We start from the raw sequence: 15,210 nt of genomic DNA, 5'->3' as shown, positions 1-15,210 counted from the left end.
AAGGAGAAAGATTAATAATGAAAATATTTAATATTGTTATCTTAATTTTATGTATTATTGTATTATTGACAGCATGTTCACAATCTCATGCAGATGGTGTGCAAGACGAAAGATTTAAAGTAGTTTATAGACAATCATTGCCAGGTACTATTAGAAATATTTATATTTTAGAAGACACATTAACTGGTATTAAATATCTTCATATAAGTCATGGAGGATTACTAATATTAGAAGAAAAATGATATTTAAGGGAGGACTTATTGATGGGAGTTTTATCTGACAGACAAATAAGAGAATATGTTGAGAGGTACAAAATGATTGATCCGTTTGAACCAAAACAAGTAAAAGAAATTATATTTAATTCTAATGTAGAATGTGGAGAAGCTCTTTCAAAAATTATTCCAGTTATTTCTTATGGAACTTCATGTTATGGCTATGATCTTAGAGCTGGAAATGTTTTTCAAGTATTTACAAATCTAGATGATTATGTAGTAGATCCGAAAAACTTCAATCCAAAACTTTTATTTGAGAAGAAAGTTCAACCACATGAAGCTGTCATTATTCCTCCCAATAGTTTTGCGTTAGCTGTTTCAGTTGAAAGGTTTAAAATTCCGAGAAATATAGTTACAATATGCATGGGGAAATCAACATATGCTAGATGTGGAATTATTGTTAATGTAACTCCTTTTGAACCAGAATGGGAGGGATATCCGACATTAGAAATATCTAATACTACTCCTTTACCAGCAAAAATATATGCTTATGAAGGTTTGGCACAAGTAATGTTTTTGACTGGTGACGAAGTATGTGAAATATCATATGCTGACAAGAAAGGTAAATATCAAAATCAAGAAAACAAGCCAGTTCCTCCAAAAGTTTAAAAGGAGGAGATATATTTGCTGCAAGTATATACAGAAATAATTAGACCTGATATTAAGATAAATAAAGTTATAATAGAACTTGACAATATATATGAACTTGTTGTTGAAGGTGATAATTCAGTTATTTATACTAATGAATTTTTTAATTATCATCTTAAAAAATTCCATATCGATAATATTTTATTTTTGATATTTTGTGAAGATTGGTTAAAAAATAGAAATGTAAAAGCAGAACTTAAAATTATGAGAAATTTGAATATAATTGATAAAATGATATTTAGTTTTATACTTTGGTTAAAAAGGAAGGTGTATAATGAATTAGGTTTGGAATCATTTGAATTAGCTGAAGAAATAAAGGAGGATTAATTTATGTTTTTAGATGCTGCAATTAAAATCTTAGAAAAAAGGTATTTAGAAAAGAATGATAAAGGAGAAATTATCGAAACTCCTGAAGAAAGATTTGAAAAAGTAGCAGATGAGATATCAAAAGCTGAAAAAAATGAAGAATTACAAAAAAAATGGAAAAATAGATTTTTAGAACATATGTTAGAATTAAATTTTCTGCCAAATTCACCTACTCTAATGAATGCTGGCAAAAATATTGATAGTCGTTATAAACAATATTGTGCTTGTACAGTAATTGATATAGATGATAATATGGAAAGTATTGGAGAATCTGTAAAAGAGATAATGCTAATTCATAAAACCGGTGCTGGGACTGGAATGAATTATTCAAAATTAAGACCTAAGGGTTCTTTAGTTAGTACAACAAAGGGTAAATCATCTGGACCAATTGAATTTATGAAAATACACAACTCAGCTACTGAAGCTGTAAAACAAGGAGGCGTAAGAAGAGGAGCAAATATAGGTTTATTAGAAATATGGCATCCAGACATTATTGATTTTATAAATTTAAAATCGAAACCCGGTATAATGGAAAATTTCAATTTGTCAATAGGTGTATGGGATGATTTTATACGTGCAATTTTAAATGGAAGTAAATATAGACTTCATTTCCCAGGTTTTCAAGAATTTGATAAAGAGGTTGATGCAAGAGAATTATTTAATTTGATTGTAAAAAGGGCTTGGGAAAGTGGAGAACCTGGACTTATATTTTTAGATACAATAAATAGACATAATCCTACACCTGAACTAGGTCCAATAAGATCAACAAATCCATGTGGTGAAGTTCCGCTCTATCCTTATGAAGCTTGTAATCTCGGATCTATAAATTTATCAAACATGATTGTTAATAAAAAATGGAATTATAAAAAATTAGATCAAACAATTGAAGTTGGTGTAAGGTTTTTAGATAATATTGTAGATTTAACAAAGTTTCCAATTGATAAGTTTTATACTTTACTTTTAGGAAATAGAAAAATCGGACTTGGTGTAATGGGTTGGGCAGATGCTTTACTAAAACTTGGAATTCCATATGATAGTGAACAAGCTTTAAATGAAGCTGAAAGTATTATGAAATATATTAATTCTACAGCATTAGATGTATCTAAAGCATTAGGTGAAGAGAAAGGCAATTTTCCAAATTTCGAGAAGTCAATTTATAAAGACAAACTTAAATATTTAAGAAATGCTTCAAGAACTGTTATTGCTCCTACAGGATCTATTTCAAGAATTGCAGGGGTTAATTATGGAATAGAACCATTATACGAAATTGAAACAACTTCAAGAATTTTGAATGGAGAAGAAATAACGGTATTTCATCCAATTGTTAAACAAATATTAGAAGAACGAAATTTGAAACATATTAAATCATCTAAAGATTTACCACAAGATCTTAAAGAAGTTATTAGAGTTGCTCATGAAATTTCTCCAGAATATCATGTTTTAATGCAAGCTGCATTTCAAAAATATACTGATAATGCTGTTTCTAAAACTGTTAATTTACCATATAATGCGACTGAACAAGATGTGTATAATATTTTTATGTTAGCTTGGGAACATGGATGCAAAGGAATAACAGTATATCGTGATGGATCAAGAAAAGATCAACCAGTTGTTAGTTCAAAAGAAACTATAACTATAAATAAAGAGTTTTCAAAAAATATAGTATATGAACATATGCCAGCGAAAATAATTCCAAAAGAAGTGGCTACAGATGCACCTTCAAGGACAATAAGAGTTAAAACTGGTTGTGGTAAATTATTTGTAGATTTAGTATTTGATGAAACTAATAAAGAATTAACTGAAGTATTTATAACTACTAATAAGAATGGAGGATGTAAATGTAATACTGAAGCTTTAGCAATGGCAGTATCTGCATTATTGAGATGTAATGTTGATCCGATGTATATTGTTAAGTTGTTAAAACAAGGAGATTCTTGTGTGTCTTTTATGAGAGCAAAAGCAAATGATCCGCTTATGGAAGGACGATCTTGTCCAGATGCAATTGGAAGATTAATTGAAAAATATATTAAAAAAAATGAAACAATAGAAAAATCAAGGATTACTGAAATTGTAACTTATGATAGTGAATATGATATTACTTGTCCTGATTGTGGGAAAAAATTAAGAAATGCTGAAGGTTGTATTATCTGTCCGGCATGTGGATATAGTAGATGTAATTAAGGAGGAAACAAATTAAAAAAAGTTGAGAGGAGGTTAATTATAAATATGGTAAAAAAAGTTATTTATGAGTATGACAAAGATGGTAAGTTAGTTAAAGTAACAGAAATTGTTCATAAAAATTCAGATTGTAATAAAAAATGTCCTATAGTTGAAAATTATAAAAAAGGTCCGATGATACTAAAATAAAATGGCCACCTTTTCAGGTGGCCTTATTTATTTATTGATTTTTATATCTCTGCTCATAAGCTTCTATCATTTTTCTAACCATATTTCCTCCAACTCTTCCATTGTCTCTTGAAGAAAGTTGACCTTTATCAATTTGATCGTAGTTAGTAATTCCTAATTCTGAAGCTGTTTCAATTTTAAGTTTATCAAGCATTCGTCTAGCTTCAGGTATATTCAATTTATTTCTATTGGCCATTTAACTTTCTCTCCTCTCTCTGTTAATTTTATTTTTGCAGTATTATTATAACCTTTTTGTTTCTACGTTATACATGATAAAATATTTATCTTTTGTAATGAGTTTCCTATTTAAAATTATATTATTTTAAACTATATTAGTACTTTTATAATAAAATTTATTTTATTTTTGAAATTTGTGTGATATAATTTAAAATAAAGGAGGTGAAAATAATTGGATGAAAATGGAAAAGTGGTATTTGTAATAATGGAAAAAGTGCAAGAAAAATTTATGTTAAAAGTTCGATGTGTTACTGCAAGTCCATCAGTAGTAAGAATGTTAAATAAGAATAATAATTACACAGTCAAAGTAGTTCCGTTTATTAATTATGAAGATATTAAAACTAAAAAGTATATGATTTAGAAAGGTGCTGATAAAATGGCTAGGACACAAGGAGCTTATAACAAACCTATATTAGAAAGAATATTTGTCTTACTTCCAAAACTCAGTCAAAAAGAACTTCAAGCTGTTAAAAAGCAGATTGAAAATCTTATAGCTATTAATAATGAAATGAGAAAGGAAGGTTAAAATGACAAAGGAAAAATTTTGGGATAATGACCCTATTGTAGTAAATGAATTTGAAAAAGGCTCAAAGTTATGTAAAGCTTTATTAGGTAAAGTAAATAAAAAATACTGTGTAGCTTTACAAACATTCTTTACAGATAAAGATGGAAATGAAAGACCTGGAAAAGGATATTTTATTGTCGACTCGAATAAACAATCAGTTATTGAACAGATTGATGATTCAATTCATTCTTTAAATGAATTGAAAAAAGCTCTGGTGAATTTAAAATGAAAGACAGATCAACACAAGCTTTAGCAATACAAAATCAATTTCGTGATATTTTTTCTTGTTTAAATAAAGTATCTAAAAGTATTGATGAATTAAACATGGAATATAATGGTAAAGATTTATACAGAGATGCAAATAGACTTTATAATACAATTAAAGACGAATATGATTTTGTAATGGATGATGATATCAAGAAACAACTTGAGCAATATGTAGAAAATGTAAAAATAGTTTTAACAAATATTGCAGTAATAAATAAATCAATAAAAAATATACAAGAAAATTTACAAGTTGCAAAAGAATATGTCAATAAAGCAGCACAGATAATTGATGTTATGATTTGAGGTGATTTATATTGATAAAGAAAAAGATTGTAAAGAAAAAGAAAATAAAAATTGAAAAGCCAGTTGAAGTACCGAAAGTTAAAGTAGAATTATCTCAAGAATTAACACGCCTAAATACTGCTAAAAAAGTAATACATTATGATACTAATGTACCTGAAGGTTGGAAAATAGTTTGTGAATGCAATCATGATAGTGGAGACCCTATAAAACTAGCTAAACAATGTATTAAAGAGTATCAACAAAAATATCCAAAAGATAATTTTAAAATTCAACGTGCTCATCCATATTTAACATATATTCTTAAAGAAATTAAGAATAAGGGAAAATCAAATGGAAAGAAATGAATATGAAGAATTATTCAAAAATGATATTTTAGAAAAGAAAAGACTGTGTAGGAGTAAAAAGGTTGTAACTACAGGTAAAAAGAAAGTAACTGTTATGACTCCTGTTGATTATTTGAAAGGTCTTGAAAAGAAAAAATATATAAATTTAGAAAATGATGGAAAGGTGAGATATTATAAAATGTCAGACATTTTGATTTCATTAGATGAGTTTAAGAAATTAGATGATAATAAAAAAGCAGAATATCTTAAAAGTTATTTACAGAAATATACAAGAAATGAGATTGCAAAGAAATGGAATGTAAAGAAAAGTTTCCTCAGTTATTATATTAATAAATTAGGATTGAAAAATACTACAAATGAATCTCAAAATAATTCTTATAAAGTTGAATCATCAAAGAATTATAAAATAAATGTAAGTGGTGTATTTAAAGGATCTGAAGTAAAAGAATTTATTGCTTCATTGGATTTAGCAGTAAAAGAGAATAATACTTACTATATTAATATCGTTTTACAACAGAAATTTGAAGAATCACAATAACTTTTAAATGTTTATTTATATTAATACATAAATAAAATAGTTAATAAAATAGACAGTGATAGACGTTTCAAAAAAATATCTAAATATTTTCACCTTAAATTAAATTTTTAGTGTCATATAGAGTGTTTTAGAAATATTAAATGTGGTTTAAAATTAAAATTGAACGTTATATTTAGGTACGTGTGGTAATATATTATTATTGAATAAAATTTAATAGTTTGGAGGTGTAAACGATGAGAAAATATAATAATATTCTCATCGATGTATTTTTGATATTTACATTCTCCAACATATTATACAAATTAGTTTTTTGAAAATAGACCATTTAGGTCTATTTTTTTTATATAATCCTTATATTCATCCTTGTATTTACCTATATATAAGGTTGAATATAATCAAAACTTTTCTTAACCTTTCTTTATAAATATATTGTTTGTTTTTAATAAAACAAACACCTTTCCGTTTTTACAAACGTTTTGGTGTAATGGCATAGGTTGCGTAGGTTAAGAAAAAAGTTTTTATTGAATGTTATATAATTGATTTTGATAAAATATATTATACTGCAAAATAACAAAATCAAAAGGAGGTTTTTAAAATGGTAAATGAAATTAGCATTAGTGAAAAGAATATTGAAAATGGAGGTGAGAAAGTATATAACGAAGTTCTTGAAAAAATATTAAAGTTAATTGATAATTCAGAAGATATAAAATTTATAGAAGTTAAAAATAAATCTGGTTCAAGCATATTTGATTCAAATAAGATACGATTATTAAAAGTTGTAAAAACTAAAAGTGGATATAAAATTGAATTTAATGTTCATGTAAGTTCTGTTGAAGGAATGAAAATTTTAACTGATGAAGAAGCAAAAGAAAAACATATGGGAACTGCAAAATGGATCTATTCTGGTAATGATTTTAAAGTTATTGAAAAACTTGTTTTAGAAGCTATTGAAAATTATAAACATATGAATATTAGTTTTAAGAATAAGAAGAAAAATGATGAAAAAATAGAAGAAAATGAAATTAAATTAGTAACATAACAGACAAATTTATAAAATTATTCAACAATATTATTTATTTTTGGAAATTCTGATGATATAATTATATTGTAAAAATAAAAATAAAGGAGGTTAAAAAATGGAACAAGAAATGGAATGTGAAGAAAAATACGAAATATGTGAAAATTGCAAGTTATATGAAAAATTAACAGATGAAATAGGTTTATGTCATGGACCGTTTGAGACTGTATATTTTGATATGCCAATTTGTTCTGACTTTATTAAAAAGGAGGTTTAAATATGGAACATGAAACAAGATATGGAATGGATGGAAGAATGAAGATTGTATCAGAAGATGATGTATTAATTGATGAAGAAACATTTCATAATTTATTTGACAATGGTGTATGTGATACTTATATCGAACTTCCACGAATGATAAATTTAGTTGCAAAAGATATAGTAAAAATGGAAGATAATGATACAGATACAATTTTATATCATATTGATGGAATAAGACAATTAATAAATACATGTAAAGATGCAATGAATTTATTGATACAAAAAGGAAAAGAATTAAATATTCCTGAAAAGCATATGAATCCTGATGTAATTGAGAATATTGATATACATTTAGATAAAATATCAGATATGAATATCAAAGATAATCATAACCGATATAAAAGATTTAAAGATATAAGTTAAAATTTACCATTTAATATTTGAAATAATTTTGGTATAATTATTATTGCAGGTTAGGTGGTGACTCCTCTTCCTTAAGATCGTTGTATAAGTTTTATTTTTTTGAGATTTGTCTATATGACAAATCTGATTTTTGGTAGTTGTTGGTGGTTTTACATCTAATCTGCAATTATTTTCTGTCATTATGGTTTTCTCCTTTAAAGTGTGACTGATATAAAATGTCAGTCATTTTTTTATATGTTTTATTTATTTTTAGCAAAAATGATGGTATTATAAAAATAAAAAGGAGGTTTTTATGGAAGAATTTGAAAATATTAAAGGAAAAGTTACTGTATGTTTAAATTGCAAAGTTGTTAAAATCTCAAAAGATGGAAGTAGAATTTGTGACGAATGTAATTATTGTAATACTATAGCATATTGGCCTACAAAGGAAAAATTCTTCGACTATATTGGAATGAATGGATTAAAGGATTTAGTTATAAAAGATGTTAAACTTATTGATGAAATATTATCTATATTTTCAGTTAAATGAAAGGAGAGATAAATAAATGAAAAATGTTAAAAGATTAGAAAGTAATGTATGGGTTATGTCAACAATGATGTTGACACACGATCCTAATAATAGAAGAGGAGCTTATAGAGATTATGGAGAAATTGATAAGAAAGAATATGTCATTTTAACAGCTCCAGAATATGGATATAATAATTCAAAACAATATAAGGTAAGTCATTATATAGACGATATATTTCATACTCCAGATTTTATTATCAAAACTTATAAAGAATTATTTTTTGATACTGAAGAAGAAGCAGTTAAATATATAAAAGATAATTTTAATTTAGATTTAAGTATTGAAAGACTTAAAAATGAAGGAATTTATATTCAAGATTAACAATCAATATTCATAAATTTTGTAACACAATTACTATATGTATCATATACTGAATATTAAGGAGGTGATTAAAAATGAGAAAACGTTCTACAGTTAATACTCCTTTAATAGATGATAAAATTGCACAAGATTATATTGATGAAGCTTGTGAAGAATTGAGTGTTGGAATTCCCATGTCAACGATTGCTGGCAGAGATAAGTTTATTTTAGCTTCAGTTTATTCATTATTTGCTATTGTAACAATGTTAGATAATATGCAGCAAGATTTACATAAAATTACAGTTAAATTATGTGGTGAGACTGAAGAAGATAAACATAAAAAAATTATGAAAAAACTTATTGATGGTAAGAAGTTGTCTGAAGAAGAACAGAAATTTATTGACGATATAGAAAAAGATTTATAACAGATTTTAAAATCTGTTATTTTTACACAATCTTTATAAACATTTTTAACATATTTATTTATTTTTTGATATTTTGATGATATAATTATATTGTAAAAATAAAAATAAAGGAGGAAATTATAATGACAGAAAGAAATTTAGAAGAATTATTGAGTATCATGGAAGAAAAACGTAAAATAAGTGTCAATTATAATGAATTTCAAACATTATCAGAATTTTTAATACTTCATAACCAAAGTTTTACAGTTAAAGTTTCTGAAAATACTGATATTATTGATGTAATTTTAAATTAGGAGGTATATAAATATGATAGTTAAAGTAAAACATATATTTCATTTTGAACATTATAAAGAAATAGAAGTTCCAGATGATTTAATTGTAGATATAGAAGATTTTGAACAAGATGCTGCAGTACAAGATGCTATTGATAAAGCTCGTGAAGAAGCTGAAGAGGAATTTGCAGAATTTAGACGAGAAAATGGTATTGATTGGACAAAAGTTGAAGTGAATTATGAATTTGACAATGATAAATATGATTATTGCGACCATTGTGATAAGTTATATCCAAAAGATGAATTAACAATCGATGATATAGGACTTTATATTTGTAAGAATTGTAAATCTCAAGAGTGAGGTGATAAAATGGATATCGACAAAGAACTTAAAAAACTTAAAATCAAAAAATCTGATTTTTTAAAATGGTTTTTGATCGTAAAACTTTATATAACAAGAGGTGAATTTTAAATGTCAGATGATTGCTTAATACAGCAACTTATGGATGAAGTTTATAATAAATGGAGAAAAAATGAATGTAAAGGTATGAGTAGACTTGAAGTAATTTCTAAATTCTTTACTCTAAGACACAAAGCAGCTGTTCAACTTGGAAATATGAATTACCAAGTTGAGAATGGTGGTTGGTCTCAATGGGATATGAATGGATATTCAGAAGATATTGATGATTTGATTGAATATTGTAAAAAAGGAATTGCAATGAAAATTAAACATTTTGATAAACTACTTGAAATACTAAAAGATGTTAAAATGATTTTAGAAAATATGAAAATACACGAAGAAAATAGAGAATCTTTGGATGACGACGAATATTATGATGGTGAAGAAGAATATGAAAGTTTGTCTAGATTAGATGATAAATATTATGAAATAGATCAGACTGAATTAATTGAATCGTTTGACGAATTCTTGAAAAGGTTCGATGAAAAGACTGATGTTTCTGGTATAAAAGTTGAATCTACAATAAAACCTAAAGTAAAATTGATCGGCGAAAATGGGAATGTCTTTAATATTATAGGTAAGGTGTCAAAAGCTCTTAAACAAGCTGGTCAAAAGAATAAAGCAGGAGAATTTGAAGAAAAAGCATTAAATGCTAAAAGCTATATGGAAGTTCTTTGTTTAGTTGCTGAATATGTCGATATTTTATAATAAAAATAAGTTAAAATTTTAGATGAGGAGGTTATAAGAATGGTTGATGTTACTATAAGATATCCAGATGCAAATGTAGATATTTCATGTGTTACAATAGATGATCGAGAGGATATTGAATCTGTATATTTCGTATTGAATAATAAAGACAAACAATTTGTAGTATTAAAACGTTTTAACAAGAAGTATAAAGACTCTAACGAAGGAGCTTATCGAATAGAATTAGAAGAAGAAGAAATAATAATTAATAAGACTTATATATTTCAAATAAGTAAATCTTGTTATTCTAAAAATGATTTGATAAAAGATATTGAAGAACATAACAAGAAATATGACAGATTTGTTGAGCTTCTTAAAAATCTAGAAGTCCAAGAACTTAAGACTTTGGCTGAAAAAGAACATTTTACTTATGATGTAGCTTTAGAAAAAATGGGATATACAAATGATATTCTTAAAGAATACGTTGAACTTTGGGAATATTTTGTATATTAAAGGAGGGATAATGAAATGTTTGACTTGCATAAAGTTTTAGATACATTAGCTAATGATTTTTTTAATAATGATAATGAAGCTCTAACTGCAGTTAGTTTTGATGGAGGAAAAAGGTTCTCAAAATGTTCAATTAGAGTTGAAGATAGACATATTACAATTAGAATATTCGAAGATTCACATGATGATAGTAATATAATTATGATATTAATCGACAAAATCGATTCAGTAACAATACACAGTATAGGTCGTTTAGAATTAAATTTAACAGATAATATTTTTGGAAATGAAAAAATTGTCTTATATAAAATGGAGTCGATATAGTATTATTACTACCCATCCAATATCTATAAATATACATTCTCTATATTAACAGTATCATACATACAAAATAAACTAGCTTGATTTAAAGTTCCTTGATCGTATCCTGTAGTACTATCTTTAATTAGAATAAAATAAGCCTGTAAGGGCTTATTTTTTTTGTTTAAGTAAATTCTATATTGTGCTTCTATTTTAAATTCTAAGCCTATTAAATATGGTATAAATATTTTTATATTAAAATTTAATTTAAGAAGCTATAGAGACGTATTAGAAAATCTAAAATTTATCTTAAATTCTATATATTTATTATTTTTATTAAAGAAAAATTGTTTTTTAGAAGTTATTTATTTTTTGATATTTTGATGTTATAATATAATTGATAAAATAAATGGATAATTCAATGAAATGGAGGATAATAAATGAGAGAAGTAACAAAAGTGTATAAAATCTATAAGTTCGATGAACTTGAACCAAAAGCTAAAGAAAAAGCAATAGATGAAGTAAGAAATATGAAATATGATTTTATTGATGAAACATTATCGAATGTACTTAGAGAAGAATTAGAAAAATATGGATATCCAACTAATGATTTAAGATATAGTCTAAATAATCAGCAAGGAGATGGAGTAGCATTTTATGGAAATTTATATGAAGAAAATATTTTAAAGATATTAGAAAGGTTGAAACTTGAAGAACTTTATAAAAAATATAAATTGTTTCAAGTTTTCAATGTAACAAGATTTTTTACTTTTGATATTGAGAAAAACAGAGATTTTTACCGATATGACCATTTTAATACAATGATTGTTAGACTACGTATACATTATTCAATAATTTATGACGGTAATAATATTTATAAGAGAATAACTAACATATTTGAACAGATACAAAATGTGATTCAAGACGATGTAAAATATGTAAGTAAAAAACTTGAAAGTTTAGGATATAAAATAATTGATGATGAATTAAGTGATGAAAGAATAATACAAGATATAAAAGATAATGATTATGAATTTTATTCAAATGGATTGATATATAAAGAATAATATTATTCTTTTTTTTACTATTTTTAAGAGTACTTAACTATAAATTATTTTATTTTTTACGTTTTTTAGTAATTTCTTTTTAACACTCTAACGGGCTTCTATTTAATTCTTTTTGTTATTTTAATATAATTATATATATAAATAAAAATGATTACTTTTAGATTAAAATAGAAGCTCATAAAAAGAATTAAATAATAAAAAAAAGAAAGCCTTATAGGCTTAATCTTTAATAAAATATTCTTTATTCATTTTATACTATTCCTTCATCTATACATTCTTTAAGAAATTCTTTAAGACGTGGAAATGATTTTTCATATTTATTGGATTCTCTTTCTTCTTTCCATATTTCTTCTAGTCCAAGAAGTTTAAATATTTCTTTTTCCCATTCTTTAGGCATTTTTACTAGTTGTTCGCCAGAAATATAACATAAATGAAGATAATTACTCCATATTTCTTTAATTTTCGGATTTATTTCTATATATTCATATATTGATAATTCACATATTGTATGATCTGTCAAAACAACTTTAAATGATGTATAACTTGTTGGTTCAATTCCAGTCCAATGATATGGATAAAGTTCTTCAACTAATGTTGGATCAGCTTCTATCATTTTTTGTTTTACATGTTCTGGTAGTTTCTCAATATCTTTAGCATCAAATCTGAAAGCCATTTTAAGCCTCCCGAATTTTTAGTGAGAGGAATAGGAAAGATTAAAAATTAGTCTTCCCTATTCCAGTTATTACTGCATCATAGTCTTTGCTATATACTATACAATCAATTTTATTAGTTTCTGCTTCGTTTTTCAAAACTTCAATAATATCTTCGACTGTTTTTACATTGTTTAATGGGTTTTCAAGATTATCACGAATTTGATTTGCATTTACAACTGTTAATCCGTCATTTTCATCATAAACAACTACTAAATATCTTTCTAACTCTGTATCTTCCAAAATTGCAATTGGAATTTCGTCTTTGTAAAAATTAATTTTATCAATCTTCTTTGATGGTCTCATTCTAAAATCTCTAACTGCATCATTTAATGTTGCAAAGTAATGTCCGAGTATTGGTTCTCCATTTCTGCTTATTATCCAAGTTACATACGGAGTGAGAGAATTGTTTGGTTTTAAAGCTATGATATATGTTATGTCATCGACTATTTTTGAATCAATCACAATTGCTCCATTATTTAAAGTAACACCTCTGTCAATAATTTCATTTTCTGCCATTATTGAATCCTCCTTTTATTTTATTTTCAAGGTTCAATAAATCGAATAATACAAAAATGGAGGGGTTTAGATTACCCCTCTTACTAATAGCCTCTTTTTTTCTTGTTCTTTAAAATTCTCCAAAGAAGCTTTTACTATATCTTTTATATGGTCTGCTGTTTGAGTTTCATATTTATATCTTACTGTTCCCAAATGTTCATTGTAAGCTTCTTGTCTTGTGTAATATTTCATCCCTGGAAGTTTTGCCAATTCTTCTGGAAGTTCAGTATTAATTTCAAGGACAATTTCGCCTGCAGAATAGACCAATTTAAGAAGACGTACATTCCCCTTAAAGTAAGAATATCCCGTCGTTATTGGTCTTTCTACAAAACCTTTGTTTTTGAGGACCATTGACCGAATAACTTTTAAAGACTTATCAAATTCATTGACAAACTCCTTTTCTTCAGGCTGTTTCTTAATCTTTTTAACGGGCATCTTTTACTTACCTCCTTTCTTTAGATTTTAATTTTTCCTTTGATTATATATTACCATAATTTATTCTAAAAGTAAATACAGTAGAAAACAAATGGTGTCTCTTTTTTTAACATTTTTCAAATAAAAAAAGAGAAAGGAAAATTTTTTTTTATATTTAATCTTTAATCTGAAGAATCAACAGAAAATGTCAATCCACATTTCTTACAAGTATAAGTATGTATGAATCTTTCATGACTTTCTTCAGTATATTCATGTTTACATCCAATTTTAAAGACTTTTATTTCATCATTTCCCATATCTACTACAGCGTAAGCTACATCAAAAAAGAAAAATATCCACGTATTATAGATTCTACTGCAAGGGTCTTTAGTATTAATATATACTTGTCTAAAATCAATATATTTTGGTGAGAATGAAAAAATCTTTCTCCAAAAATTTTTGATATTACTTTCTTCAAAGGGTTCTGGTAATTCATTGTAGTTGTTGAATTTTTCAATATACTTAAACTCGTCTTTAAATTTACTACGATCGTCTGCAATTGAATTTACTTTATACATATCATCACCTCCTTCCAAGATGAATTTTAGAAACTATAAAAGTGGCTGCTCCTAAAAACAATTATTGATTAACTTCTACTGTCTGTATATTTTCTGTTTGATTTTCTTCTTTACGATCTTCTACTTTCACAGGTAACGTTTCTACAGGAGCTTGGGCTGCAATTTCAATTTTGCCCTTCTTCTTTTTATATTCATTAAGCCGATCTAAATCTTCTTGAGTCATCTTTCTTGTTACAACTTCTGAAGCAGCAACTGAAGCTTTTTTATTCTTCTTATTGAGTTTGGATTTTCCAGACTTTTGGATAGTCTTAGAAGTTGAAGCTTCTTTCTTTTCTTCACCCTTCCGATTTACCATATCTTGGAAATTCTTCCAAGCCTCATGAAGAGCTTCTTTTACTTCTGCTTCGTCATTGCTCTTCAGAATGTGGACTAAAGTTCCAAGGTGTTTCTTAGACGCTTCTACTTTCGAGAATGTTTGAAGATTTGGACCAAGTTTTTTAATCGTTGTATCAGATAATTTCACGTTCAATTCTAAATATACTCCTTCTTTTCCTGTCTTAACTAATTTGCAAAACCTATCACTTCCGCTGAAGAAACTATTCCCTGTGGTATTTTCTTTCATTGAAAGTCTGTCTTTCACTAAATTCTTGATTTCCTTCAAAGTCTTATCAAACCCAAACTTTTCTTTATTTTCTGCCATTTTGGCTCCTCC

29 protein-coding genes are annotated in these 15,210 nt (G+C 26.2%); 23 read left to right on the top strand and 6 right to left on the bottom strand.

Annotated features, from left to right (window positions below; genetic code table 11):
- Positions 1-17: 17 nt before the first annotated feature.
- Genes JG780_RS00525 through JG780_RS00505 form a run of 5 tightly spaced genes read left to right on the top strand, consistent with a single transcriptional unit; the run spans position 18 to position 3,653 of the window.
- The gene (locus tag JG780_RS00525; protein ID WP_287568883.1) at positions 18-242 is read left to right on the top strand and encodes a DUF6440 family protein; all 225 of its coding nucleotides are present in this window, start codon (positions 18-20) and stop codon (positions 240-242) included.
- A gap of 21 nt (positions 243-263) precedes the next feature.
- Positions 264-881 carry a dCTP deaminase gene (dcd, locus tag JG780_RS00520; protein WP_287568882.1) on the top strand — a complete coding sequence of 206 codons (618 nt, stop codon included), beginning with the start codon at positions 264-266 and terminating at the stop codon, positions 879-881.
- A 15-nt stretch (positions 882-896) separates the two neighbouring features.
- The gene (locus JG780_RS00515) at positions 897-1,247 is read left to right on the top strand and encodes a hypothetical protein (protein WP_287568881.1); all 351 of its coding nucleotides are present in this window, start codon (positions 897-899) and stop codon (positions 1,245-1,247) included.
- 3 nt (positions 1,248-1,250) lie between these two features.
- The gene (locus tag JG780_RS00510; RefSeq protein ID WP_287568880.1) at positions 1,251-3,467 is read left to right on the top strand and encodes an adenosylcobalamin-dependent ribonucleoside-diphosphate reductase; all 2,217 of its coding nucleotides are present in this window, start codon (positions 1,251-1,253) and stop codon (positions 3,465-3,467) included.
- Between the two features lie 45 nt (positions 3,468-3,512).
- Positions 3,513-3,653, top strand: coding sequence for a hypothetical protein (locus tag JG780_RS00505; RefSeq protein ID WP_287568879.1), 141 nt, complete (start codon positions 3,513-3,515; stop codon positions 3,651-3,653).
- Positions 3,654-3,684: 31 nt separating this feature from the next.
- Here the strand turns inward: JG780_RS00505 and JG780_RS00500 are convergent, their stop codons facing one another.
- On the bottom strand, positions 3,685-3,888 hold the full coding sequence (locus tag JG780_RS00500; protein ID WP_287568878.1) for an alpha/beta-type small acid-soluble spore protein: 204 nt from the start codon (positions 3,886-3,888) through the stop codon (positions 3,685-3,687).
- A gap of 213 nt (positions 3,889-4,101) precedes the next feature.
- On the opposite strand from JG780_RS00500, the gene JG780_RS00495 reads away from it, so the two are divergent.
- The 18 genes from JG780_RS00495 (at position 4,102) to JG780_RS00410 (ending at position 12,238) form a co-directional block, all read left to right on the top strand.
- On the top strand, positions 4,102-4,290 hold the full coding sequence (locus tag JG780_RS00495; RefSeq protein ID WP_287568877.1) for a hypothetical protein: 189 nt from the start codon (positions 4,102-4,104) through the stop codon (positions 4,288-4,290).
- Between the two features lie 15 nt (positions 4,291-4,305).
- The gene (locus JG780_RS00490) at positions 4,306-4,455 is read left to right on the top strand and encodes a hypothetical protein (protein WP_287568876.1); all 150 of its coding nucleotides are present in this window, start codon (positions 4,306-4,308) and stop codon (positions 4,453-4,455) included.
- A gap of 1 nt (position 4,456) precedes the next feature.
- Positions 4,457-4,723 carry a hypothetical protein gene (locus JG780_RS00485; RefSeq protein ID WP_287568875.1) on the top strand — a complete coding sequence of 89 codons (267 nt, stop codon included), beginning with the start codon at positions 4,457-4,459 and terminating at the stop codon, positions 4,721-4,723.
- Positions 4,720-5,064, top strand: a complete 345-nt coding sequence (locus JG780_RS00480; RefSeq protein WP_287568874.1) for a hypothetical protein — start codon at positions 4,720-4,722, stop codon at positions 5,062-5,064. Before JG780_RS00485 ends, JG780_RS00480 begins: the two co-directional genes overlap by 4 nt.
- An 11-nt stretch (positions 5,065-5,075) precedes the next feature.
- Positions 5,076-5,408, top strand: a complete 333-nt coding sequence (locus JG780_RS00475; protein ID WP_287568873.1) for a hypothetical protein — start codon at positions 5,076-5,078, stop codon at positions 5,406-5,408.
- A complete protein-coding gene (locus JG780_RS00470) occupies positions 5,395-5,946 on the top strand; it encodes a hypothetical protein (protein WP_287568872.1) in 552 nt (183 codons plus the stop codon). Before JG780_RS00475 ends, JG780_RS00470 begins: the two co-directional genes overlap by 14 nt.
- A 595-nt stretch (positions 5,947-6,541) precedes the next feature.
- Positions 6,542-6,985 (top strand): hypothetical protein, encoded by a 444-nt coding sequence (locus tag JG780_RS00465; RefSeq protein WP_287568871.1) that lies wholly within the window; start codon positions 6,542-6,544, stop codon positions 6,983-6,985.
- A 97-nt stretch (positions 6,986-7,082) separates the two neighbouring features.
- On the top strand, positions 7,083-7,241 hold the full coding sequence (locus JG780_RS00460; RefSeq protein ID WP_287568870.1) for a hypothetical protein: 159 nt from the start codon (positions 7,083-7,085) through the stop codon (positions 7,239-7,241).
- 2 nt (positions 7,242-7,243) lie between these two features.
- Positions 7,244-7,648, top strand: a complete 405-nt coding sequence (locus JG780_RS00455) for a hypothetical protein (protein ID WP_287568869.1) — start codon at positions 7,244-7,246, stop codon at positions 7,646-7,648.
- A 292-nt stretch (positions 7,649-7,940) separates the two neighbouring features.
- Positions 7,941-8,177, top strand: coding sequence for a hypothetical protein (locus tag JG780_RS00450; protein ID WP_287568868.1), 237 nt, complete (start codon positions 7,941-7,943; stop codon positions 8,175-8,177).
- Between the two features lie 16 nt (positions 8,178-8,193).
- A complete protein-coding gene (locus tag JG780_RS00445; RefSeq protein WP_287568867.1) occupies positions 8,194-8,538 on the top strand; it encodes a hypothetical protein in 345 nt (114 codons plus the stop codon).
- Positions 8,539-8,612: 74 nt separating this feature from the next.
- Positions 8,613-8,942 (top strand): hypothetical protein, encoded by a 330-nt coding sequence (locus JG780_RS00440; RefSeq protein WP_287568866.1) that lies wholly within the window; start codon positions 8,613-8,615, stop codon positions 8,940-8,942.
- A 122-nt stretch (positions 8,943-9,064) separates the two neighbouring features.
- Positions 9,065-9,235: a hypothetical protein gene (locus JG780_RS00435; protein WP_287568865.1), complete on the top strand. Its 171-nt coding sequence runs from the start codon at positions 9,065-9,067 to the stop codon at positions 9,233-9,235.
- Between the two features lie 13 nt (positions 9,236-9,248).
- Positions 9,249-9,575 carry a hypothetical protein gene (locus JG780_RS00430; protein ID WP_287568864.1) on the top strand — a complete coding sequence of 109 codons (327 nt, stop codon included), beginning with the start codon at positions 9,249-9,251 and terminating at the stop codon, positions 9,573-9,575.
- Between the two features lie 111 nt (positions 9,576-9,686).
- Complete coding sequence (locus JG780_RS00425) at positions 9,687-10,382, top strand: DMP19 family protein (RefSeq protein WP_287568863.1); 696 nt, start codon at positions 9,687-9,689, stop codon at positions 10,380-10,382.
- Between the two features lie 39 nt (positions 10,383-10,421).
- The gene (locus tag JG780_RS00420; protein WP_287568862.1) at positions 10,422-10,874 is read left to right on the top strand and encodes a hypothetical protein; all 453 of its coding nucleotides are present in this window, start codon (positions 10,422-10,424) and stop codon (positions 10,872-10,874) included.
- A 15-nt stretch (positions 10,875-10,889) separates the two neighbouring features.
- Complete coding sequence (locus tag JG780_RS00415) at positions 10,890-11,195, top strand: hypothetical protein (RefSeq protein ID WP_287568861.1); 306 nt, start codon at positions 10,890-10,892, stop codon at positions 11,193-11,195.
- 416 nt (positions 11,196-11,611) lie between these two features.
- Entirely contained in the window at positions 11,612-12,238 is a 627-nt protein-coding gene (locus JG780_RS00410; RefSeq protein WP_287568860.1) for a hypothetical protein, read from the top strand.
- Positions 12,239-12,488: 250 nt separating this feature from the next.
- Here JG780_RS00410 and JG780_RS00405 read toward each other — a convergent pair whose 3' ends face one another.
- From JG780_RS00405 to JG780_RS00385, 5 genes are all read right to left on the bottom strand, one after another.
- The gene (locus JG780_RS00405) at positions 12,489-12,911 is read right to left on the bottom strand and encodes a hypothetical protein (protein ID WP_287568859.1); all 423 of its coding nucleotides are present in this window, start codon (positions 12,909-12,911) and stop codon (positions 12,489-12,491) included.
- Between the two features lie 40 nt (positions 12,912-12,951).
- Positions 12,952-13,467 carry a hypothetical protein gene (locus JG780_RS00400; protein WP_287568858.1) on the bottom strand — a complete coding sequence of 172 codons (516 nt, stop codon included), beginning with the start codon at positions 13,465-13,467 and terminating at the stop codon, positions 12,952-12,954.
- A gap of 66 nt (positions 13,468-13,533) precedes the next feature.
- Positions 13,534-13,941 carry a hypothetical protein gene (locus JG780_RS00395; RefSeq protein WP_287568857.1) on the bottom strand — a complete coding sequence of 136 codons (408 nt, stop codon included), beginning with the start codon at positions 13,939-13,941 and terminating at the stop codon, positions 13,534-13,536.
- Between the two features lie 161 nt (positions 13,942-14,102).
- Positions 14,103-14,498 (bottom strand): hypothetical protein, encoded by a 396-nt coding sequence (locus tag JG780_RS00390; RefSeq protein WP_287568856.1) that lies wholly within the window; start codon positions 14,496-14,498, stop codon positions 14,103-14,105.
- Between the two features lie 61 nt (positions 14,499-14,559).
- Positions 14,560-15,198 (bottom strand): hypothetical protein, encoded by a 639-nt coding sequence (locus JG780_RS00385; protein ID WP_287568855.1) that lies wholly within the window; start codon positions 15,196-15,198, stop codon positions 14,560-14,562.
- Between the last annotated feature and the right edge of the window lie 12 nt (positions 15,199-15,210).

The sequence above is a fragment of the Thermosipho sp. (in: thermotogales) genome (assembly GCF_020054775.1).
In the GTDB taxonomy this organism is placed as follows: domain Bacteria; phylum Thermotogota; class Thermotogae; order Thermotogales; family Fervidobacteriaceae; genus Thermosipho; species Thermosipho africanus.
This window is presented reverse-complemented; position numbering and strand designations above follow the sequence as displayed.